This window comes from Microbacterium sp. Leaf288 (assembly GCF_001422925.1).
Classification (GTDB): Bacteria; Actinomycetota; Actinomycetes; order Actinomycetales; family Microbacteriaceae; genus Microbacterium.
Genome location: NZ_LMNI01000012.1, coordinates 339,459 through 361,650 on the forward strand (window position 1 = coordinate 339,459; position 22,192 = coordinate 361,650).

Annotated in this window: 17 protein-coding genes; 9 read left to right on the forward strand and 8 right to left on the reverse strand. The window is 67.3% G+C overall.

The window, feature by feature from the left end; translation table 11 throughout:
* Positions 1-55: 55 nt before the first annotated feature.
* Together ASF40_RS15145 and ASF40_RS15150 are read left to right on the forward strand one after the other, a co-directional pair.
* Positions 56-1,981, forward strand: a complete 1,926-nt coding sequence (locus ASF40_RS15145) for a DUF6541 family protein (protein WP_056370514.1) — start codon at positions 56-58, stop codon at positions 1,979-1,981.
* A 26-nt stretch (positions 1,982-2,007) separates the two neighbouring features.
* The gene (locus ASF40_RS15150) at positions 2,008-3,318 is read left to right on the forward strand and encodes a UDP-glucose dehydrogenase family protein (protein ID WP_056370517.1); all 1,311 of its coding nucleotides are present in this window, start codon (positions 2,008-2,010) and stop codon (positions 3,316-3,318) included.
* 70 nt (positions 3,319-3,388) lie between these two features.
* Here the strand turns inward: ASF40_RS15150 and ASF40_RS15155 are convergent, their stop codons facing one another.
* The 3 genes from ASF40_RS15155 to ASF40_RS21155 form a co-directional block, all read right to left on the reverse strand.
* Positions 3,389-4,330 (reverse strand): UDP-glucuronic acid decarboxylase family protein, encoded by a 942-nt coding sequence (locus tag ASF40_RS15155; RefSeq protein WP_056370519.1) that lies wholly within the window; start codon positions 4,328-4,330, stop codon positions 3,389-3,391.
* A 61-nt stretch (positions 4,331-4,391) separates the two neighbouring features.
* Entirely contained in the window at positions 4,392-5,273 is an 882-nt protein-coding gene (locus ASF40_RS15160; protein WP_056370521.1) for a glycosyltransferase family 2 protein, read from the reverse strand.
* Between the two features lie 68 nt (positions 5,274-5,341).
* Positions 5,342-6,607: a glycosyltransferase family 4 protein gene (locus ASF40_RS21155; RefSeq protein WP_162239865.1), complete on the reverse strand. Its 1,266-nt coding sequence runs from the start codon at positions 6,605-6,607 to the stop codon at positions 5,342-5,344.
* Between the two features lie 18 nt (positions 6,608-6,625).
* Here ASF40_RS21155 and ASF40_RS15170 point away from each other — a divergent pair, with 18 nt between their 5' ends.
* From ASF40_RS15170 to ASF40_RS15200, 7 genes are all read left to right on the forward strand, one after another.
* Positions 6,626-7,843, forward strand: a complete 1,218-nt coding sequence (locus ASF40_RS15170; protein ID WP_056370526.1) for a glycosyltransferase family 4 protein — start codon at positions 6,626-6,628, stop codon at positions 7,841-7,843.
* On the forward strand, positions 7,840-9,039 hold the full coding sequence (locus ASF40_RS15175) for a glycosyltransferase family 2 protein (RefSeq protein ID WP_235560253.1): 1,200 nt from the start codon (positions 7,840-7,842) through the stop codon (positions 9,037-9,039). The genes ASF40_RS15170 and ASF40_RS15175 overlap by 4 nt, the downstream gene beginning before the upstream one ends.
* 4 nt (positions 9,040-9,043) lie before the next feature.
* Positions 9,044-10,171 (forward strand): glycosyltransferase family 4 protein, encoded by a 1,128-nt coding sequence (locus ASF40_RS15180; RefSeq protein WP_056370528.1) that lies wholly within the window; start codon positions 9,044-9,046, stop codon positions 10,169-10,171.
* Complete coding sequence (locus tag ASF40_RS15185; protein WP_056370529.1) at positions 10,168-11,412, forward strand: lipopolysaccharide biosynthesis protein; 1,245 nt, start codon at positions 10,168-10,170, stop codon at positions 11,410-11,412. Before ASF40_RS15180 ends, ASF40_RS15185 begins: the two co-directional genes overlap by 4 nt.
* Before the next feature lie 74 nt (positions 11,413-11,486).
* A complete protein-coding gene (locus ASF40_RS15190) occupies positions 11,487-12,491 on the forward strand; it encodes a GDP-mannose 4,6-dehydratase (RefSeq protein ID WP_056370531.1) in 1,005 nt (334 codons plus the stop codon).
* Positions 12,488-13,423, forward strand: coding sequence for an NAD-dependent epimerase/dehydratase family protein (locus tag ASF40_RS15195; protein ID WP_056370533.1), 936 nt, complete (start codon positions 12,488-12,490; stop codon positions 13,421-13,423). Before ASF40_RS15190 ends, ASF40_RS15195 begins: the two co-directional genes overlap by 4 nt.
* A complete protein-coding gene (locus ASF40_RS15200; RefSeq protein ID WP_056370535.1) occupies positions 13,420-15,630 on the forward strand; it encodes a glycosyltransferase in 2,211 nt (736 codons plus the stop codon). The genes ASF40_RS15195 and ASF40_RS15200 overlap by 4 nt, the downstream gene beginning before the upstream one ends.
* Before the next feature lie 19 nt (positions 15,631-15,649).
* On the opposite strand, the gene ASF40_RS20915 is transcribed toward ASF40_RS15200, so the two are convergent.
* The 5 genes from ASF40_RS20915 to ASF40_RS15225 are packed head-to-tail and all read right to left on the reverse strand — an operon-like array spanning position 15,650 to position 22,112.
* Entirely contained in the window at positions 15,650-15,961 is a 312-nt protein-coding gene (locus ASF40_RS20915; protein ID WP_235560254.1) for an LGFP repeat-containing protein, read from the reverse strand.
* On the reverse strand, positions 15,894-17,777 hold the full coding sequence (locus ASF40_RS15210; RefSeq protein ID WP_157549708.1) for an LGFP repeat-containing protein: 1,884 nt from the start codon (positions 17,775-17,777) through the stop codon (positions 15,894-15,896). Before ASF40_RS15210 ends, ASF40_RS20915 begins: the two co-directional genes overlap by 68 nt.
* Positions 17,726-18,529 carry an NAD-dependent epimerase/dehydratase family protein gene (locus ASF40_RS15215; protein ID WP_056370541.1) on the reverse strand — a complete coding sequence of 268 codons (804 nt, stop codon included), beginning with the start codon at positions 18,527-18,529 and terminating at the stop codon, positions 17,726-17,728. Before ASF40_RS15215 ends, ASF40_RS15210 begins: the two co-directional genes overlap by 52 nt.
* A complete protein-coding gene (locus ASF40_RS15220; protein ID WP_056370544.1) occupies positions 18,526-19,926 on the reverse strand; it encodes a polysaccharide biosynthesis protein in 1,401 nt (466 codons plus the stop codon). The genes ASF40_RS15215 and ASF40_RS15220 overlap by 4 nt, the downstream gene beginning before the upstream one ends.
* Entirely contained in the window at positions 19,923-22,112 is a 2,190-nt protein-coding gene (locus ASF40_RS15225; RefSeq protein ID WP_082497097.1) for a glycosyltransferase, read from the reverse strand. Before ASF40_RS15225 ends, ASF40_RS15220 begins: the two co-directional genes overlap by 4 nt.
* Positions 22,113-22,192 lie beyond the last annotated feature (80 nt).

A 22,192-nucleotide genomic window follows, 5' to 3' on the forward strand; every position in this document is an offset into this window, starting at 1 on the left:
GCTCAGCCGCCTCGGATACGATGGCTGACTGTTGTCAGAACAGAACGGGGTTTGAATGAGCACGGACTGGGCGATCGCCGTGCCATCATTCGTTGTCGCAATCGGGCTGTTCATCGTCCCCGGGCTCGCGGTACGCCTCGCGGGCTGGAGTCCGCAGACGATCGCGCATTATCTCTTCGTGCCCGCGATCTCGACCGCGATCGTAGCCGTGGCCGCGAATATCGCTCCGCTCCTAGGTCTGCGGTGGTCGCTCATTCCGGTCGCCATCGTCACCGCGGTGGCCGCGGGCGCGGCCTATGCGCTGCGCCGATGGGTCGGACCAGAAGATGTCCATCGTCCGCATCCGCGCAGGATCGTCGCTCTCGTCGGCGGCCTGGTCCTCGCGGGGACGGTGATCGTCCTCCAATTGACGTACGTGTTCGTCGGGCCCGACAACATCTCGCAGACCTTCGACAACATCGTCCATCTCAACTCGATCCGGTACGCGCTGGACGCGGGCAGCGCGGGCGCACTGACAATCGGGGCGACCTCCGACATCGGCTTCTACCCGAACGCGTGGCACAGTTTCGTGACCCTCGCCGCCGAACTCACCGGGGCAACCGTACCCGTCGCTGTCAACTCGACGAACATAGCGATCGGCGCCTTCGTCTGGCCCGCTTCCGCGATGGCGCTCGCCGCCGTCCTGTTCCGTGAGCGCGCCGCGGCGCTCGCGGCATCGGCTGCACTGTCGACCGGCTTCGGAGCGTTCCCGATCCTGCTCTTCTTCTTCGGGGTGCTCTATCCCAACACGATGGGGTACGCCAACCTGAGCGCAGGCATCGCCGCTGTTCTCCTCCTTCTGCGCGCGCGCACCGCTGCGACGCGCACTCGGCAAGCAGTCCTCCTGCTGGTCGTGTGCGGTGCGGTCGGCCTGGGCCACCCAAATGCCTTCCTCGCCCTGTTCGCCTTCGGCACCGCCGTCGCGCTCTACATCCTCCTCTGCACGGCCGTTCGCGAGCACGCGCTGCGAATGTGGATCGTGAACGGAGCAATCGCGCTCGGAATCATTGCCGTCGGAATCGCGTTGTGGACGTTCTCGCGGACCGGTTGGGACATGTCCAGGTGGGGACCGTGGCAGAGCACCGCCCAGGCGTTCGGCGAGGCGGTGCTCGCCTCGCCTCGTGGCTACCCCATCACGATCGCCGTCTCGGTTCTGCTGCTCCTCGGCCTCGGGGTTCTCATCCGGCGGCCGCGGCATCTGGTCGTCGGCATCCCGTTCGCGGTGGCGGCGCTCCTGTTCGTCCTGGCTTCCGGTGTCGGCTCGGGCAACTTCGTTCGCGAGATGCTCACGAACCCCTGGTACAACGACTCGTTCCGGCTGGCGGCTCTCCTGCCGACGGCGGCCATTCCGGTCGCTACGTTCGGCGCAGTGGCTCTGGTCGATGGGGTGCGAAGCCTCCTGCACCGATGGTCGGCGCCGAAGCTGGTCGCCGGCATCATCGCGGTCGTCGCCGCAGTCGCTCTCTTCGCGGTCGGCGCCGGACCCAACGTGACCCGCACCGCTCAGGACGCGCGGGCGGCATACACCCTCGATGCCTCGTCCGCGCTGCTCACCAGCGATGAGATGCAGCTGCTCAGTCGCCTCGCCGCGAACACTCCGGCCGACGCCTTGATCCTGGGCAATCCCTGGACCGGTACTTCGCTGGCCTACGCCCTCACCGGGCGCCATGTGCTGGAGCGGCACATCTTCGGCACGCGTGACGACGACGAGGCGTTCGTCGACGAGCACCTCGCCGACATCGCCGAAGATCCACGTGTGTGCGAGGCGATCGACCGGCTCGGAGTCGACTACGTGCTCGACTTCGGCAGCCAGAACGTCTTCAACAACCCCGACTCCGGTACCGACCGGGCCGGGCTCAACGACCTGGTCGCCTCAGAATTCCTCGTGCTCGTGGACTCCGAAGGCCCCGCAGCGCGCCTGTACCGCATCGAAGGATGCTGATGGCAGCAGAATCACCGAGGAGACCCATGCGCCTGTCAGTCATCGGCTGCGGATACCTCGGCGCCGTGCACGCGGCGGCGATGGCATCGATCGGGCATGATGTGGTCGGCATCGATGTCGACGAGCGTAAGATCGCTTCGCTGTCGGAGGGACGGGCGCCCTTTTTCGAGCCAGGGCTCCAGGACATCCTGACAGCCGGGCTCGCAAGCGGAAGACTGCGGTTCACCACCGACATCGGCGCGGCTGCCGGGTCGTCGGTGCACTTCATCGGCGTCGGGACCCCCCAGCAGCAGGGCGCCTACGCCGCGGATCTCGGATTCGTCAACGCCGCGATCGAGGCGCTGGTGCCTCACCTGCGGCCGGGCGATATCGTCGCGGGCAAGTCCACGGTTCCCGTCGGCACGGCCGAGAGCCTCGCGCCGCAGGTTGCGTCCTCAGGGGCCACGCTGGTCTGGAACCCGGAGTTCCTGCGCGAAGGCTGGGCGGTGCAGGACACGATCGACCCTGACCGACTGGTGGCTGGCGTGCCCGGGGGCCCCGAGGGCGAACGCGCCGCCCAGATTCTCCGAGCGGTGTATCACCCGTCAATCGACAAGGGCACTCCCTTCATCGTCACCGACTACGCCACCGCAGAACTGGTGAAAGTCTCGGCCAACGCATTCCTGGCCACCAAGATCTCGTTCATCAATGCAATGGCGGAGATCGCGGAGGCCACGGGTGCGGACGTCACCCAGCTCGCCGACGCGATCGGCCATGACGCCCGCATCGGACGCCGCTTCCTCGGTGCCGGGATCGGATTCGGTGGCGGGTGCCTGCCGAAGGACATCCGTGCCTTCTCCGCTCGCGCCGAAGAGCTGGGCAAGGGCGAGTCCGTCGCGTTTCTCCGCGAAGTCGACGCCATCAATCTTCGCCGGCGCGAGCGCGCTGTCGAGTTGGTAACCAATGCGCTCGGAGGATCAGCCGTTGGAAAGAAGGTCGCCGTGCTCGGCGCGGCGTTCAAGCCTCACAGCGACGATATCCGCGACTCTCCCGCGCTGGATGTGGCAGTGCGACTGAAGGGACTCGGCGCCGACGTTGTGGTCACCGATCCCGCAGCGATCGACAACGCCAGGAGGGCGCACCCGCAGCTGTCGTATACGCGGGATCTGGACTCCGCCCTGACGGCCGCCCACGCGGTGATCGTGGTGACCGAGTGGGATGAGTATCGGCGCGCGCTCGATCCCGAGCGTGCTGGACTGCTGGTGGACAGCACCGTGGTCATAGACGGCCGCAACTGCTTGGACGCAGCAGCGTGGCGCGCGGCCGGCTGGACCTACTACGGCATGGGGCGTCCGTAGAACCTGGGATTCTGTGGCGCGGTTCAGCGCCGGACAGAACCGGGGCGGGCGTCGACCCGCCCCGGTTCATTCATACCGCGAGGACGCGGCGGAAGTAGTCAACGGTGCTCTGGAGGCCCGCGGCGAGGGCGACCGTCGGCTCCCAGCCCAGCTCGCTGCGTGCGCGCGAGATGTCGGGCTGACGCTGCTTGGGGTCGTCTTGCGGAAGCGGGCGGTGTTCGATAGTCGACGAGCTCCCGGTGATCCCGAGAACAGCCTGCGCGAGCTCGAGCATCGTGAACTCGCCAGGGTTGCCGACGTTGATAGGCCCGGTAACGTCGTGCGGGGTGGCCATCAGCCGCACCATGCCATCGACCAGATCGTCGACGTAGCAGAAGGAGCGGGTCTGCGATCCGTCGCCATAGATCGTGATCGGCTCACCTCGCAGCGCCTGCACGATGAAGTTGGACACGACGCGCCCGTCGTTCGGGTGCATCCGCGGACCGTAGGTATTGAAGATGCGGATGACCTTGATCGAGAGATCATGCTGGCGCCGGTAGTCGAAGAACAGCGTCTCTGCTGCTCGCTTTCCCTCGTCGTAGCACGACCGCGGGCCGATGGGGTTGACGTTGCCCCAGTACTCTTCGGTCTGCGGGTGCACCGCTGGATCCCCGTAGACTTCCGAGGTCGACGCCTGCAGGATCGGGATTCGTAGCCGCTTGGCGAGACCGAGCATGTTGATCGCGCCGACGACGCTGGTCTTCGTGGTCTGGACAGGGTCGTGCTGGTAGTGCACCGGGGATGCCGGGCACGCCAGGTTGTAGATCTGGTCGACCTCGACGTACAGCGGGAAGGTCACGTCGTGGCGGAGGACCTCGAAACGCGGGTGCCCGAAGAGGTGCTCGATGTTCGACTTCGACCCGGTGAAGAAGTTATCGACGCAGATGACCTCGTTGCCCTCGGCGAGGAGCTTCTCCGACAGGTGCGAACCGATGAAGCCGGCACCGCCGGTGATGAGGATCCGTTTTGACACCGAGCAAGCCTACCTGGTTGCTGGAGCCGACCCCGCCTGTCCGCCGATGGGCAGCAGCACGTCACCGCGTCGCTGAGACCATCTGCCGCTGGCCGAACGTGCGCCCGATCATCCCCTCGAACCGGCCGACGAACATCGGCCAACCGTCGGCCAAGGTGATGGGGGCCGCGTTGCGGACCCCGTACAGCAGGCCCGCTCCAGTGAATGCCACCCGCCACCACCATGGGTACCGATGCGTGCTCATGGCACGTCCCGTTCCACGGCCGTACGCGCGCATCTTGCGACGCCGCTCCTGCGTGGTCAGTCCGAAGGCGGTGGAAATCCCGTCGACATGGACCTCGGGTGAGAGCCAGACAAACCGCGTCGCTGCGTCCGGGCGCCGCGCAATCACACGTAGAAGCAAGTCTGTCCCCTCGGCGACCTGCCACGGGGAGGACGCACCCGGTCCGATGTTCTCGTCGAATCCGCCGACCTCGTCGATGACCGAGCGGCGCAGGAGGATGCCCATCTCGATGACCGTCCACACGTTCCAGCGGTCGAGGATGGTCCCCGCGGCGGGAAGCGTTGTCTTCGGCCCGCGCTCGTCCCACGACGCGAACCCGCCTGCCAGGAAGTCTGCGTCGTCCACGGCGGCGCGGATGCTCTCCACCGTCCCGGCGGGGAACACAGTGGTGTCATTGGGGAAATTGACCACGAAGTCACCGGCCGGCAGCGCGGCCACGCCTGTGTTGCGGCCCAGTGACGCACCGCGACCAGACTCCACCACGATCACCGGCAGGCCGCGTGCGGCGAACTCCTCACCCAGCGCGACGACTTCGGCGTATCGACCCTGCGCGACGAGGACGACCTGGTCTCCTGCGGCGAGTTCGCCGTCCAGAGACGTCAGGAGTGCGCGCAACGGCTCGATTCGACCGAGGGTGGTGACGACGAAACCCAGATTCACGCAGGCTATTCTCCCTGCTCCGCGCCCGGGTCGAGACCACGGGGCCTCCGGTCGGCCTCGGCGCGGGCTCAGCCGTGATCGCGACGAATGAGTTGGTCCCATCCCAGAGCCGTGTTCTCCCACGTGAAGCGCGCCGCATTCTCGATTCCACGTGCGCGCATCGTCGCACGCAGGGCGGGGTCCTCTGCGAGTTCCACCATCGCAGCGGCGAGCGCCGCGGGCTCCTCTGCGGGAAAGTAGATCGCTGCCTCGTCCAGCACCTCGCGGTTGATCGGGATGTCGGAGGCGATGACCGGCACCCCGAGACTCTGCGCCTCCACTGGCGGAATGCCGAACCCCTCATGAAGGGAAGGCCAGATGAAACCGACGGCCTCGCGGTAGTCATGTGCCAGTTCAGCATCGGTGACCGGGCCCTGCCAGTCGAGTCGCGCGCCTGGCACGTTCTTCTGTTCGGCGTATGGCCGCAGTGCCGGATCGAGCTGGCCGATCAGGCGCACGCTGATCCCCGAGGAGTCGGGAAGCTCGCCGGCCGCATCGATGACCGTTCTGATGTTCTTCGCGGCCCCGTGACGCCCGAAAACCAGGAATGTGCTGGTAGGCGTCTTCGCCGGCGACGACTCACTCGCGACCAGGCTGTCCGCGCCCGCATAAACGACGTCGATCCTGTCGGGATCGACGTCGAATTGCGCGGCGATCTCACCTTGCGAAGCCCTGCTGATCGTCACGAGACGCTGTCCGCGCCGCAGCATCCCCAGCCGCACTGCCAGGTGCCACTGCACCCGGAAGAGTGCGGTGAAGTCTTGTGGGCGCATCGCGGGTGCGATGTCGTGGACGACCGAGATCTGTCGCGTATAGAAGAAGGGCGCGATCGTCGCCGGATTCAGCAGGAGAGGCCTCCCGTTGGCGCGGAGCCACAACGGGAGCTCGATCTGCTCCCACAGCGGTCCCCCGAATCGACCCACGACCTGATGCGGCACCTCGGGGATGACTGTGCCTTCGGGCAGCGGAGGAGTCACCAGCAGGATGTCGCCGCGGAGCCGCGACAGACGCTCGGTGAGTTCGATGGCGAATCGCCGCGCCCCTCCGAACGAGTTGAGGAGGAAGCGCCCATTTATCACCACAGTCACGGTGGCAATGGTAGTTGCGGGCGTGCACGGCTTCGCTCCGCCCGATCGGGCACCGGCGCCGGAATCCGTACAGGCACCATCGACTACGATTGCACACTGTTGTCTGGGCCGGTGAGGAGGATCATGACCAGGGATGCGGCATCCGTCGCGGTACCGATGCTCGTGACCGCACTCGTCGTCGTCCCCGCTCCTCCCGTCCCTCGTCACGGGGGAAGCTGAATCTCGATGCCCACGGATCGAATCGCGATCGCGTACGACTGCCTCTTCCCCCACACCACAGGTGGCGGTGAGCGACTCTACCGTTCGTACGCTGAGCACATCTCACGCCGCGGGCTCACCGTGGACTACCTCACCGCTCAGCAATGGCCGGATGGGCGGGCGCCACAGGAGTCCGAGTTCCACGTCGTGCCCGTGGTCGGCCGGCTCCGCCTCTACGACGAGGCGGGTGTGCGCCGCACGGCGGCGGCTCTTCGCTATGCCGGGGGGCTGTTCCGCACATTGGTGCGCCGACGGCGGTCCTACGACGCCATCATCGTCAGCGGACTGCCCGTCCTCAACGTCTTCGCGGCCAGAGCTGCGCTGCTCGGCTCGCGCACACGCGTGGTCGTGGACTACCTGGAGGTCTGGGGCCGCCGCCAGTGGACGGAGTACGCCGGCGGTGCGGTAGGCACAATCGCGTGGGGACTCCAGCGACTCGCCGTGGTGATGACACCAGTGGCGACGTGCCACTCCCAACTCACTGCGAAGCAGCTCCGCCGCGAAGGCTTCCGCCGCAGCATCCTGGTCAGTCCCGGACTGATCGACGGCGAATCGCCGCACGCGCTCGTCGCCGAGCCGGCTTCTCCCCCGTACGCCGTCTACGCTGGGCGGCACATCCCCGACAAGCGGGTTGAAGCGATCCCCGCCGCCGTCGCGCACGCGCGCCGCACCCTGCCGGATCTCGGTCTTGTCGTGCTCGGTTCAGGGCCGAGCACCCCCGACGTCGAGGCCGCGGTGGCAGCCGTCGACGGTGACCCGTGGACCCAGCGCCCCGGGTTCGTCTCACAGGTCGAGCTCGACGACCTCATGTCCAACGCGGCGGTGCTCGTGAATCCCTCGCGACGCGAGGGCTATGGCCTGGTCGTCGTCGAAGCATCTGCTCATGGCACGCCTGTCGTACTCGTGGACGACCCGGGCAACGCAGCGACCGAGCTCGTGGAGCCAGGTGTGAACGGCGTCGTCGCCGCCTCAGCATCCGCATCCGATCTCGGCGACGCCATCGTGCAAGCGGTTCGATCGGGCTCGCAACTGCGGCGCAGTGCGCGATCCTGGTACGAAACGGCCGTCCAGACCCGCACCGTCGAGCGCGCGGTCGAGGGCATTCTGGCGGAGCTCGAAATCGCTCCGCACACGCCGACGGGGGCGGACAAACGCCCCGCCGACTCCGAAGAAGGACCAAAGTGAACCAGCCCGACCAGGCGGGATCCGTCGAACTGACGATCCTCATGCCCTGCCTCAACGAGGCCGAAACGCTCGCCGTGTGCATCGAGAAGGCGCAGGGCTTTCTGGCGCGCTCCGGCGTCTCCGGTGAAGTGCTGATCTCCGACAACGGCTCGACCGACGGATCTCAGGAGATCGCGGAGCGCCTCGGCGCCCGAGTCTCGCATGCCCCGCAGCGCGGCTACGGTGCGGCCCTCATCAACGGCATCGAGCAGGCCCGCGGCCGCTACATCATCATGGGCGACGCCGACGACAGCTACGACTTCGTGAACCTTGAGGCGTTCGTCGAGCGCTTGCGGGGCGGCGCCGATCTGGTGATGGGCAACCGGTTCAAGGGGGGCATCGCTCCAGGGGCAATGCCTCCGCTCCACAAGTATCTGGGTAACCCCGTGCTCTCGGGCATCGGCCAGTTGTTCTTCCGCCCGAACATCGGCGACTTCCACTGCGGTCTGCGCGGCTTCAACCGAGACCGCATCCGCGCGCTCGACCTCCAGACGACGGGCATGGAGTTCGCGTCCGAGATGGTCGTGAAGTCGTCCCTCGCCCGCTATCGGATTGAGGAAGTCCCGACCACTCTCAAGAAGGACGGCCGCTCCCGCCCGCCGCACCTTCGCAGCTGGCACGACGGCTGGCGCCACCTGCGCTTCCTCCTGCTGTTCGCCCCGCGTTGGCTGTTCGTCTACCCCGGGCTGGTCGCATTCTTCCTCGGCGCGCTCGCCGTGGCGGTGCTCGCGTTCGGCAGCGTCGAGGTGGCCGGCGTCGGGTTCGACGTGACGACCATGGTGTACGCGAGCGCGCTGTGCGTGATCGGTTACCAATCGCTCCTCTTCTTCTGGCTCACGAAGCTGTATGCGACCCAGGAAGGCTTCCTACCCGCAAGCCCCCGCTATCGGGCGATCGTCGCCAAGTGGAGCGCTGAGCGGGGCCTGCTGATCGGTCTTTCGCTCTTCCTTTTCGGCGTAGTGATCGGGATCGTCCAGGTCGTCCGGTGGGGAAGCCTCGATTTCGGCGAGCAGGACGCCGCGGCCGTCGTCCGCATCGCCATCCCCAGCGCGCTCGGGATCATGCTCGGGTTCCAGACCGTGATGATGAGCTTCTTCTCCGGCGTACTGACCACGCCACGCCGCGAGACGCGTGCGGACGCGCTCATCGAGAGCTGACCAGATGCCACTGCACGTGTTGGTGGACATGCTGTTCTACACCGGCAAGCGGGGCGGGACCGAGACGTACGCTCGCGAGATCGTCAAGCGGATGCCGGAGGCCCTCCCTGATGCGAAGCTGACCGCACTCGCGAACCGTGCCGGCGCGGAACGCATCCGCAGCTTCTTCCCGGGCGAGGTGCGCGTCGTCCGCTGGGTCGGAACGGATCGAGTCTCGTGGGCGGCGGGCGAGGTGCTGGCCACGAACCGCCGTGCGAAGCGGACCGACGCCGACGTGATCTGGAGTCCGGCGAACTTCGCGCCGATCACCCGGTCGCGGGTGGCACGGGTGACGACGACCCACGACGTGACGTACCACACGGCGGACGGTAGAGGGATCGGCGGTGCGGTGGCACGGATCACCTCGTGGCTGATGGCACGCGCGGCGCTGACCTCAGATGCGGTGATCACCGGCTCACACGCAGCCGAAGGGGCCGTCGCCTCGCACATCGGTGTCGATCGGGGCGAGATCACGGTGATCCCGCATGGCACCAACGCGCCGAAGGTGCCCGAAGACCCGTGGGCCGAGCTCACCCCGCTCGGCATCCGGCCAGGGCGCCCACTGGTCCTCAGCACAGGGAACCGGCTTCCCCACAAGAACTTCGAAGGCATTCTGCGCGCAGTCGCACACATCGACGGTGACAGGCCGCTCGTCGTCATCCCGGGCAGCCACGGCAAGGATCCCCTCGCTCCTCTGGTCGATGAGCTCGAACTCGCCGCGGACGTCGTCCTCCCCGGATGGGTCACGTCGGCGCAGCTCGAGGCGCTGTTCTCCGTCGCGGATCTTTACGTCTGTCCGTCACTTGCGGAGGGGTTCGGCCTTCCCGTGATCGACGCGATGCGCCGAGGGTGCGTGGTGCTCGCCAACGATGTGCCCGTGCTGCGCGAAGTCGGAGGTGATGTCGCGCTGTACGCGGATGCCACGTCGCCTTCCGAACTCGCCGCCGCGGTCGAAGCGGCATTGAGCGACGATCTCGAGATGCGCCGTATAGCCGGCGTCCAGCGGGCAGCCGAGTACACCTGGGAACGCTCCGCGGGACTGACCGCACAGGTCATCCGGGCCGTAGCAACGAGAGCTCGAGGGCGCGCGTGACCGAGATCGTGCCGCTCGGGCGGCGGCTCATGCTGTTCTTTCTCGTGCCGGCGATCGCCGCCATCTCCCCACTTCTTGTCCTGCCCGTCGTCGCGCGGACCGCAGGCCAGGCGGGCTGGGCGAGCGCCATCGCAGGCGAGTCAGTGGGTACCGTCGCGTCGATCGCGATCGGGTACGGATGGGTGGCACTGGGCCCCGCTCTCGTCTCCATCGCCCACGACGACGAGCGGCGCGGCGCTCTCTACCGCGGTTCGGTAGTTGTGCGACTTCTCGTCGCCGTCCTTGCTCTGCCCATCATGGCGATCATCTGCTGGGTGGTAGCCGCACCGGGCAGCGAGTGGCTCGCCGTGCTGATGGGCCTGCAGGGGGCACTCATCGCACTGTCGTTCACGTGGTTCTCGGCGGGAGTGGGACGCCCGACCGCGATCGTCTTCTACGACTCCATCCCCCGGCTCGTGGCGACCGCGCTCTGCGCGGTCGCCATCGCGCAGGGCGCCCCTGTCGAGCTCTACCCACTCGCCGGCATCCTGGTCACGATCGTCGGGACGTCACTGTTCACCTGGGGGGTGCTGCGGCACTACCCCGCGCCGTGGCCGAGCCGGCGCGACCTTCGTGAGCTCTTCCGCATCGGCGCCCCAGTCGCATTGAACGACGTCGGCCTGGTCGCCTACTCCAGCGTGCCGACGCCGCTCGTCGCTCTGACGGCGTCTCCGGCGGAAGCGGCAGGATTCGCCTCCGCCGACAAGATGCTCAAGCTCGGCCAGTTCGTCCCTATGACGCTCGCCAATGCGCTGCAAGCCTGGATCACAGAAGCCCACGGCCCGGCCCGCGGGCGCCGCATGCGCCTGGCGATGCTCGCCCACGGCGGGATGGGCGTCGTCGGCGGAGCGTTCCTGGGCGTTCTCGGGGCCTGGGCGAGTACGGTGCTCTTCGGCGCAGACGCGGCGGCCTCGACTCCCGTGCTCGTGGCTCTCGGCATCACCTTTGCGTTCTTCTCCCTGCGGACATCCGTCACCCGCCATGTGCTCTATCCCGCGGGCGAGGCGGCCGCAGTGGTCCGCGCGACCCTGATCGCGACCGTCATCGGCGTGCCGGTGATGATCGCGCTCGCCCTCGTGGTCGGCCCCCTGGGCGCCGCGATCGGCTACATGGCCACAGAGGCCGCGGCGACGCTGCTGCTCTGGCCTCGGTGCGTCCGTTCGCTGCACGAGCTCGATCACGCCGAGCCGATCGCAGGCTGAACACCGACGAGAGGTGGTCCGTGGCGCGCAGAGCACGCGGGCTAAGATGTTCTGGTTGTCAAGCTGGAGGAACCATGGCTAACGCGCGCCGCGCACTCATCACCGGTATCACGGGCCAGGACGGCGGCCACCTCGCCGAGCAGCTCCTCGAGAAGGGCTACGAGGTCTTCGGCCTCATCCGCGGTCAGAACAACCCGCGACGCGAGGCTGTGGTCGCCGAGTTCCCCGACGTGACGTTGATCGAGGGCGACCTCACCGACCCGACCTCCCTCATCCGCGCGGTCGAGACGTCGAATCCGCACGAGCTGTATAATCTGGCGGCCGTCAGCCATGTCGGCTACTCGTTCAAGAACCCCACGCTGACGGCAGATGTCACCGCGAAGGGCGTGCTGAACGTCCTCGAAGCGGTCCGTGTGACGGGTCGCTCGGAGACCACGAAGGTGTACCAGGCATCGACATCCGAGATGTTCGGCGGCCTCGATTACAACCGTCCTGGCGCCGGCTACAACGAGGACTCGCTCTTCCACCCCCGCAGTCCGTATGGCGTGGCGAAGCTCTACGGCCACTGGATCGCGAAGAACTATCGCGAGAGCTACGGCATGTTCGTGTCGTGCGGCATCCTCTTCAACCACGAGGGCGAGCGGCGCGGTGTCGAGTTCGTGACGCGGAAGATCACGCACGCGGTCGCGCGCATCAAGCTCGGCCTGCAGCCCAACATCGAGCTCGGCGACCTCTGGCCCAAGCGCGACTGGGGCTACGCCGGCGACTTCGTCGAGGGCATGTGGCGGATGCTGCAGCACGATGTCGCCGACGACTTCGTGCTCGCCACCGGCGAGACCCATTCGATCGAAGAGTTCCTGACGCTCGCTTTCACTGAGATCGGCATCGACGACTGGCGTCCGTACGTCGTGCAGAACCCTGCATTCATGCGTCCGGCCGAGGTAGATATCCTTCTGGGCGACCCGTCGAAGGCCGAGTCTGTGCTCGGGTGGAAGCGCGAGGTGGACTTCCCAGGGCTCGTAAGCCGCATGGTGGCGCACGATCTCCGGCTGGCGGAGTTGCAGCGCACTTTCGCATGACGGGTCGGCTGATCGTCACCGGCGTCGACGGATTCGTCGGTCGCCATCTGGCGCGCGCGGCGGCGGAGGCCGGTGTCGAGATCTTCGGGATCTCCCGCGGTCGCACCGCGGATGCCGCACTGAGCGAACTTCTGGCGGGATACGTGTCCGCCGACCTGCGGGAACTCTGGCCGGCAGGGCTTCCGTCCGACGCCGCCGTCGTTCACCTTGCCGGGCTGGCCGCCGTCGGGCCCTCCTTTGATCGCCCCCAGGACTACATCACCGCCAACAGTGCGATGGTGACCAACATGTGCGAAGCACTCCTCGCCGCAGGCCACGACGGTCGCATCGTGGGCGTGAGCACAGGCGCCGTGTACGCGCAGACCGGCGACGAGCCGGCGCGCTGCGAAAGCGACGCGGTGGCGTTCACCTCGCCATACGTGGTGAGCAAGGTGCTGGTCGAGAATCAGCTTTCCTATTACCGGCGGCGAGGACTCCAGACGGTCACAGCGAGGCCGTTCAACCATGTCGGGCCCGGTCAAGGCCCCGGTTTCATCGTCCCCGACCTGCTCGCCCAGCTCCGCAGGCTCAGGCCCGGAGAGCCACTTCGCGTCGGCAATCTGCGCACCCGGCGCGATTACACGGACGTGCGAGATGTCGCGCGCGCCTACCTCGAACTCGCCTTCGCCGCGACAGTCCCCCACGATCTCTACAACGTGGCCACGGGCACCGCTCGCTCGGGCGAGGAGGTCCTCGCCGAGCTGTGCACGGCCTCCGGTCTCCCGATGCCGCAGATCGAGGTAGATCCGGCGCGCGTGCGCGCGACGGACCCGCTCGTCATCATCGGGAACGCGTCACGGCTGCGCACTGACACCAAGTGGGCACCGCAGATCCCGTTCGATCGCACGATCGCGGATGCTGTCGAAAGCGCAGGCGAGGGAGTCCGCCCGTGACCGTCGACCTCACGGTCGTGATCACGACCCACGCCGAGGACCACCTGCTGCGCCCCACCATGCGCGCCATCCACGACGCGATCGAGGCTGTCGTCGACTCCGGCTACCAAGTCGAGCTGTTGATCGTCGCCGACAACCCCACGCCCGCCGTGCTCGCCGAGACAGCTCGGTGGACGTACGAGTCGGAGTTCGAGTCCCGCGTGCTCACGGTCGCCCTCGGAGAGCCGGGCGCGTCCCGCAATGCCGGCGTACGCGCGGCGCGGGGGACGTACATCGCTCTGTGCGACGGCGACGACCTCTTCACGGCCGACATGCTGCTGGGAGCCGTGCGGATCCTCGACGAGCGAGGTCCAAGGGCCGTCGTGCACCCCGAGCACGTCGTGAGCTTCGGGGAACGCAGCGGGCTGTGGCCCATCCGAAGCACGGACGATCCGTCGCTGACCTACCACGACCTGCTCACGAGCAACCTCTGGCCGTCGTGCTCCGTCAGCCCACGCGAACTGCTCCTGGAGTTCCCCTACCCGGAGCTGCCCCCGGGCTCGGGGTACGGTCCCGAGGACTACTTCTGGAACGTGGTCACGGCCTCCGCCGGAATCCCCCACGTGACCGTGCCCGGGTCGTTCCACTTCTACCGCACGCGCCGCGCGGGCGGCGTCAACAACGCCAACGCCAGCGCCCTGCTTCCTCCGTTCGATCTCGACACGCTGCGCGCCAACTTCCCCCGAGTCGACGCGCCGATCACCCCCGCGACGCTGGCTCAGCGCGCTGGCCGCGGGGTCGCACAGGCCTATCACGTGTTGAAGCCCATCGCGCGCCCGGTCCCCTTCACCGTCCGCCGTCGGGTGTACCGGATGCTGCGGTCGGCGATCGGCAGACCGATGTGGAGCACCACCGCGCTCGACGCGGCGACGACGGCCCGTATCCGGAGGGTCGCCGAGATCGAGCCCGCCCTGAGCTGGACGCTCTACCACCTCGAACGCGACCATGTGCACGTCTGGCGCCCCCTCTCCGACGCCTACGCCGAGATCCTGGAAGCTCTCTGGGACGATCTGCGCGGACGGTGCGGCCTCCTCATGCTCGCACCGTGGGTCGGCATCGGCGGCGCCGACCTCGTCGTGCAGAACTACGCGAAGGCGTTCGTCGCGCGCCCGGATCTGGCAGGTCAGACAGCACTGATCACCACCGCGGACGCAAGCCGAACCGACACGGATCTGATACCGCCCGGGATGCAGCATCACCAACTCCCCGAGTCCTACCGAAACCTGCCGCACGACCGGCAACGGCAGCTCATCGCACAGGCGATCGTCCTGCTGAAGCCGGCCACGATCATCTCCGTCAACTGCTTCGACTTCTCGCGAGCCCTGAACACGTACGCTCCGCAGCTGGGCACGGACCGCCGCGTCTATCTGACGTTCTTCGCTTTCGATCGCATCGGCCGCGGGAGCTACCCGACCAACCCCATCACCGACGACGCAGGACGCGCCTTCACGAGCCGACTTGCCGGTGTCATCACCGACAACCACGCCACGGCCTCACTGGTGGCCGACACGATGGGCATCGACGACACGGTGGTCAAGGTTCACCGTCAGCCGGCGATGCGATCGATCCCGGAGTTCGAGTCGATCGCCCAGGGATCCGCGTACGTCGACGAGCAGTTCTCGGCGGAGCGCCCGTTCGAAGTCGTCTGGCCCCACCGGATGGACCGCGAGAAGCGCGTCGACAGTCTGGTCGAGATCGCGGAAGAGGTCCGGCGTCGGGGTCTTCCGGTACGGATCAATGTCCACGGATCCGCAGTGCTGCACGCCGGCGACCCTGACCTTCGTCCGCAGCTTCGCAGACTCGGGGTCGTGGTGCACGGTCCGTACAAGGGCGGCCTTCCCGCGCTGCCCGTCGACCGGTATCACTGCATGCTGCTGACATCCGAATCTGAGGGCCTGCCGCTGTCGATCGTGCAGGCGATGCACCTCGGACTGCCGGTCGTCGCGAGCGCCGTGGGCGGCGTCGGCGACATCGTGAAAGATCGCGAGACGGGTCTGCTCACCACGGGGCCGGACGACATCACCGGCTTCGTCGACGCGATCGCGGCACTCGTGGAATCACGCGAGCTCCGCAGGACGCTCATCCGCGGCGGCTACGACTTCGCGCGCGCGAATCACAGCGTGGACGCGTTCGAAGCGCTCGTCCGCGAGGAGTTCGGCACCGTCTGAATGTGGTGCGGTGTCTTGATCACGGGTAACGGCCCACGCCGCCCGAGACAGTGATCACACCACCCTGGAACTGCTGCGTGTAGTTGCCCGAAGCCGGATCCGCCGACGGCGCCCCCTTCGGGAACCCCCGGCCCACGCCGCCCGAGACAGTGATCACACCACCCTGGAACTGCTGCGTGTAGTTGCCCGAAGCCGGATCCGCCGACGGCGCCCCCTTCGGGAACCCGAGCACACCCACATTCCGGCCCCAGTTCAGCCACGTGTCACGCACTGCGTTCGGAACCGCGAACGAACCCGCATCGCTCTTCACCATCCAGCCACCCTGGAACACCTGATAGCAGCCACCGCCACCCAGCGTGCACGACTGCGAACCCTGCGACGCACCCAGCCACGGACTCCTGATCACCGTGTCGAACCACGGATCCACCGTCGACGACACCCGGCCCACGCCGCCCGAGACAGTGATCACACCACCCTGGAACTGCTGCGTGTAGTTGCCCGAAGCCGGATCCGCCGACGGCGCCCCCTTCGGGAACCCGAGCCCACGGACTCCTGATCACCGTGTCGAACCACGGATCCACCGTCGACGACACCCGGCCCACGCCGCCCGAGACAGTGATCACACCACCCTGGAACGCCTGGATGAAGTCGGCGCCTCCGGGCACCGACGGATCTGCGATTGGCAGGGCCAGGGTTCCGCCTTGGCGACCCCAGTTCGACCAGGTCGTGAAGACGGAGTTAGGAACGACTCGGGCGCCGACCGACGCGTGCTGAACGATCCACGCGCCCTGGAATGCCTGAAGGCAGACGCCGTCACTGGTGCAGCCCGCGTCCGAAATCGGCAGGCCCATAGCACCGTACTCACGACCCCAGTTGAACCAGACGGCGAGGAATGCCGAAGAGACGTACCTCACCCCGATCGAGGAGTTCTGCACGAGCCATCCGCCCTGGAACTCCTGTCGGCAGGAATTGCCCATGTCGCCGCAGGACACCTCGGACGTCGGGTACCCGACGACCCCGAACTCCCGCCCGTAGTTGCCCCACGAGGCGAGGTAATCATTGCGGACGCCGTGCACTCCCCCGGCGCTGCGGAACACCATGCCGCCCTGGAACGCCTGCGAACAGCCCGTCGAGGCGCACGACGCCGGCCCCGTCGTGTATCCGAGCCACGAGCGGTTCGCGGCGAAGTAGTCCGCGAACTCCGCGCTGACGTCGTAGCCCTTGGTCGAACCGAACCAGGCGGTGAAGTAGTTGAAGAAGTTCCGGTTGCCGTAGCTCGAACACGCGTCCCCGGTGCCATAGCCGGCGGCGAGAGCCGCGCTGTTGGGCTGGTAGGGGGTGTAGTAGTACAGGTCGGCCGTCGCCTGGTTCTGGATGTACACAGGCGATGAGCCACAGGCGCTGTTCGGGTGGAACAGCACATTCCACGTGCGGCCCGGTGCATACCAAGTGAAGAAGTTCGACGTGCCCGGCGGGTTCGCATAGCGCTTCATCTGATGCGCCGCACCGTACACCTGGTTGAAGAAGCCGTAATACGCCTCGTTGCAGGCTGCCGTGTCCGGGCAGCCCTGACCCATGGCGGCCATGTACCGCCACTCGCTGGGCCAGGTGTGAGTGACGAGGCCCTGCTCCTTCTGCAGGGTCACGAGAAGCACCTTCTGGCTGATGCCGCAAGACTTGCCGACGGCCTCAATGACGTCTGCCGCCGACTGGTAAGCCCGGCCGGTGTAACCCCCGCACATCTGATCGGCGGGCTTGTTGGTCGTGTCGAGCCTCAGGTCCTTGAGGCACGTGTAGCCGGCCTGACACGACGACACCTTGGTCTCGAGGAAGTCCTGCACCTGGCGGGCGGTCATCGCATCTCCGTTGAAGAAGATCGAATCGTCGATGATGCGCCCGGGATCGAAGGCGCCGGCGTCGGCGGCCTGGGCGGCGGGCGCGGGGGCCCCGAAAGTCGCCACTGCCTGGAGCACACTCACCACGATCACGAGCACCAGAGTCGCTGTGCCGCGTCGCAAACCTCGCCCGTGCGTTCCCACCACACCAGCGTGGCACAGCGTGAGCGGATCGCGCTGCAACCTGACGGATAGCGGTTTCAGGCGAGCCGGGTGCGCAGCTCTGCGATGGCAGAGCGCGTGGGCTTCCACTCCAGGGACGACGTCAGCTGCGACGGATCGCCGACGCTGTACGAGACGATGGATTCGTCGAGCGCCTCGAACGCTCCCGGCCCGGCGGCATCGGCGAGCATCAGGTTGTCCGTCGCCTCGCCCGTCGCCACATTGACGACACCCGTGACATCGGGTGCCGCGCAGGCCGCGAGCAGGGCGTCGGCGACCTCGTCGACATGGACGTAGTCACGCACATAGTTCGCCGACAACGCCAGCACGGGTCTGTGGCGTTCCAACAGCTTGTTGATGAGCGACTGATGGCAACCCTCGCCGAAGACGTTGAAGATCCGCATCGAGAGGGCGGCGATGCCGGCGCGCGCGGCCTCTGCGGCAATCGCCTGCTCGCTGCGGATCTTGACCCGTGCGTACGGCGAATCGCCACGGAGGCCGTCGGATTCCGTGAAGGGAACGGCGCCGGTGTCGCCGTACACGGCCCCGCTCGATGCGAAGACCATCCGCGCGACGCCGGACTCCGCAGCCCAGCGTGTGAGTGAACCGGCTACACCCGCAGCGGTATCGACGTCGCCGGCCTCCAGGCGAGGATTGACCAGGTTGATCACGGCGTCGGGCTTCAGCCGAGACAGCCTCGTCGTCACCGCGGCGGCGTCCGAGACATCCAGCTCGTGGCGGGTCGTCACGACGACCCGACACCCGGCCGCCGTCGCACGGCGCGCGAGGGCGGCGCCTATGGGCCCTCCGCCGCCCAGCACGAGGACCTGCACCGCGTTCACTGCAGTGCCGCGAAGCCGAAGTCGCGCAGCGCCCCTCGCAGTTCCGAGTCCTCGATCGCGTACGAGCGCGTGCGCTCGAGCATCTCGCGCGCCCAGCCCAGCGTGTCGCCGGAGCGATGGTCGGACTCCTCCGTCAGCACGAAGATCTTCGGGTGGGTGGTCGCATCGACGGAGCTGGCACGGTATGACAGCTCCTCGAACATCTTCTCGCCCGGACGGAGGCCGATGATGTCGATGTCGAGCGTCGGGTCGACCGCAGCCACCAGGCTGCGCGCGAGGTCGTACACGCGGATCGGCTCGCCCATGTCGAGGACGAAGAGGTCACCCTGACGGCCGGTGGTCGCCGTCTGGATGACCAGCTGCGCCGCTTCGTCGATGGTCATGAAGTATCGCGTGATCTCAGGGTGTGTCACCGTCAGGTTTTGGCGACGCAGGAGTTGGCGGCGGAACGTCTGCATGACGCTGCCCTCGCTCTCCAGGACGTTGCCGAAGCGCACGCCAGAGAAGCGAGTCGATTCCGCGACCGCGCCGACGTCGCTCAGGAGCAGCTCGCCGACGCGCTTGGTCGCACCCATCACGTTGGTCGGCCGGACGGCCTTGTCGGTCGAGACGTACACGACACGGCCGACACCGGCGTCCGCTGCTCGCTCGAAGACGTTGAGCGTGCCGCCGACGTTGTTGTTGAACGCCTCGATGGGGTTGGATTCCATGAGGGGAACGTGCTTGTAGGCGGCGACATGGAAGACGAGGTCGGGCCGGGTGCGCTCCATGATCTGCGCGATCCGGGCCTGCGACTGCACGTCGGCGATCTCGAGTTCCAGTGCGTCGGCGTCCCGCAGCGACTGCCCCAGATGGAACACCGACGGCTCGGAGCGGTCGACGCCCACCACGAGCGCGGGGTCCAGGCTGAGGAGCTGGTTGACCAGCCTCGATCCGATGGAACCTGCTGCGCCGGTCACCAGGACCCGCTTGCCCGCGATCATCTCTCGAGCCAGCACCATGTCGTGCTTCACCGGCGCACGCCCGACGAAGTCCAGTACATCGACGTCGGTCAGGTCGGAGATGGAAACCCGATCGCGCGACACGATCCGGTACGTGCGCGGGACGACCGCCAGCTCGACGTCCGGCCGTGGAACTCTTCCGACGAACTCGCGGACGATCTCGGCCGGTGCCGACGGAATCGCGAAGTAGACGATGTCGACGCCGCGCGCGCGACAGACCTCGGCGACGTCCGCGAGCCGCCCGAGCACCTCTGGCCCCGTCGAGCTGTCGTCGAGATAGCCGACGACGACTTCCCCTGCTGCAACCGCGTCCTCCGCGAGAGTGCGGCCTGCGGTGCCATGGCCTGCGATGAGGACGCGCTTGCCCTCGAGCGAGTCGCTCCCGTGCCCAGTCATCCGTCAAGTCTATCGAGCGCGGTTGCTGCCCCTTTCCGTTGGGAGCTGAACTCCTCGGCCACCTCCGCCCGGAATGCCTCCCAGGAGTGACGCGATCGCGCGGCGTGACGGCCGGCTTCGATCAGGGCGCGGCGCGTCCTCACGCTTCGCAGCGACTCGATCGCGTCCGCAAACCCCTCGATGTCCTCCGGCCCGGAGATGAGGAACCCGGTCCGGCCGTCCTCGATGAGATCAGGAACGCCGCCCACAGATGTCGCGATGACCGGCAATCCCCGGACAAGGGATTCCACCACGACGAGAGGCATCCCCTCGCTGCCGGAAGTCAGCAACAGCCCATGGTATCGAGACGTGTCGATGGCCGTGAGGCCGCCGCGGTACGGTCCCCGGTAGTGGATCCCCGCGCGTTCGAGGGCGGCGATCGTTTCCTGGGCGTCCGACATCACAGCTTCGCCCCACACGTCGATCTGGGCCCCCACGCCCCGCGCGCGAAGCTCGCGGGCGATCCGAGGGAGCACATCCGGCCGCTTGTCGGGGTCCAGCCTGTGAGGCCAGATCAGCCGGATGTCTTCCGAGGCGAGCTCTTGCGAATACGCGGCAGAGGTCGTGTCGAGCGCGGGTACAACGTCGCCGCCCACCGGGAGCGAAAGAACCTTGATCGCAGGAGCATCGAGGCCGAGCGTGTCTGCGGCGAGCCGCGCTGTCACGGTGTTGTCGGTCAGGACTCTCCGCAGCCCGTCCAGACTCGTACGCAATCCCTGGTCCGCGATCGGACTGGACGGCAGTCCGTCTCCGCGCGTGTCGAAGCCGAACAGCGTCAGCCTGATGTCGGCGGAACCCAGGATGTGCGGCCCGAAGAGATGCATGGCGTCGGTGAGGTGGTGGCAGTTGACGGACAGAACGGTGGTCGGCTGGACCAGGACCATCAACTGTGCGATGAGGCGCTGCCTCCAGTCCGGCGCCAGATCCTCGAATGCGCGCGGCATCTGGATCAGGCGCACCCCGGCTGGGACGCGTTCGTGGTGGGTCTTGGCGGGGTCCGCGGTGGTGAGAAGCGCCGTGCGACCATGGAACTCCGGCAACTCGCTGATGGCGCGGGCGTAGGCCGCGGCAGCGGCATCGCCACCGCCGGTGCCCAGCCAGGGAACTGCGACGATGGCCGACACTCCCGTCAAGGATGTGACAACGTCGCTGAGGATCGCACCGTACCCGTCGTCAGCCGCCTCCCATACGGGCAGATGGGGCCTGCTCTCGAGGGTCCACGACACTGCGGGGTCGATCCAGGCGAGTTCTCGCAGCACCGGATCCAGTCCAGAACCGGTTGCGCTGTCGTTGCTGGCGTGGGACAGCCGCCGCTCGACCGAGTCACGCGCACGTCTGAGCGTTCGCGCCGCGCGCCTGATCACTCGCTCCGGCATGCTCGGGTGATGTCGCGGGGGCTCTTCTTCCGGCCGAGCGTGTGGCAGTGCCGCGCCCAGCGCTTCGACATCGACCGGTGGGAGCACCAGGACCGGGTCGGCACGCCCGTTCGCGAGAAACGGGACTCGGCGCAGCTGGACGACCGAATCGACGGCACCGTGAACGAATCCGCGTGCGACGGTGTCGATGTTCCAGGTCCATGCGGTGGGGCCGAGACCACGCTCGGTCGAGAGTTCGCGATAGTTCACCTGCTGAAATACGGTGCGACGCGCGACGGCGACGAGCGGCCAGGGGTCGTGGCACAGGATGTCTCCCGCGGAGACCGCTCGCGTGCGCATGTCCGTCGGACGCCACTCGTCATTGAATCGTCCGAATCGAAGCACCGCCGCAGGGTGCAGGATCACGTTCTCGGTGGTGGACTGCAGTTCTTCGACCATGTCGACGAGCGACGTGGAGGGGACGAGATCGGCTCCGTCCGCGACGACGACGATATCGTGGCGCGCCAGTTCGACTCCGCGGTTGAGCGCCTCACCGATCGTCTTCCCGTGCGCCACCACGAGCTCGACGCCGGCGTCGGTGAGTCGAGTGGCCTCCTCGAGTGTGCGGGCGACATCGCCGAACACCGAGACAACGATGTGAGCCCGGCCGCCCATCCTCTCGAATGCAGCGACCGCCGCCAGCCATGCGGTCAGACAAGGACGCAGCGAGCGCCCCTCCTCGCTGGCGCACACCACGATCGAAACCGTTGGAGGGGAGCTTGCTGGCTCCATTCGGCACGTCCTCTCCGACAATTGCCAGGTTGAGCAGTTGAGACGAGGATACGCACCCCGCGGTATGCCCGATCACAGGG

Excerpts from the sequence above, each read along its gene's own strand:
- ASF40_RS15145 (WP_056370514.1), top strand. The coding sequence starts at position 56 with ATGAGCACGGACTGGGCGATCGCCGTGCCATCATTCGTTGTCGCAATC.
- ASF40_RS15150 (WP_056370517.1), top strand. The coding sequence starts at position 2,008 with ATGCGCCTGTCAGTCATCGGCTGCGGATACCTCGGCGCCGTGCACGCG.
- ASF40_RS15170 (WP_056370526.1), top strand. The coding sequence starts at position 6,626 with ATGCCCACGGATCGAATCGCGATCGCGTACGACTGCCTCTTCCCCCAC.
- ASF40_RS15180 (WP_056370528.1), top strand. The coding sequence starts at position 9,044 with ATGCCACTGCACGTGTTGGTGGACATGCTGTTCTACACCGGCAAGCGG.
- ASF40_RS15190 (WP_056370531.1), top strand. The coding sequence starts at position 11,487 with ATGGCTAACGCGCGCCGCGCACTCATCACCGGTATCACGGGCCAGGAC.
- ASF40_RS15195 (WP_056370533.1), top strand. The coding sequence starts at position 12,488 with ATGACGGGTCGGCTGATCGTCACCGGCGTCGACGGATTCGTCGGTCGC.
- ASF40_RS15220 (WP_056370544.1), bottom strand. The coding sequence starts at position 19,926 with ATGACTGGGCACGGGAGCGACTCGCTCGAGGGCAAGCGCGTCCTCATC.
- ASF40_RS15225 (WP_082497097.1), bottom strand. The coding sequence starts at position 22,112 with ATGGAGCCAGCAAGCTCCCCTCCAACGGTTTCGATCGTGGTGTGCGCC.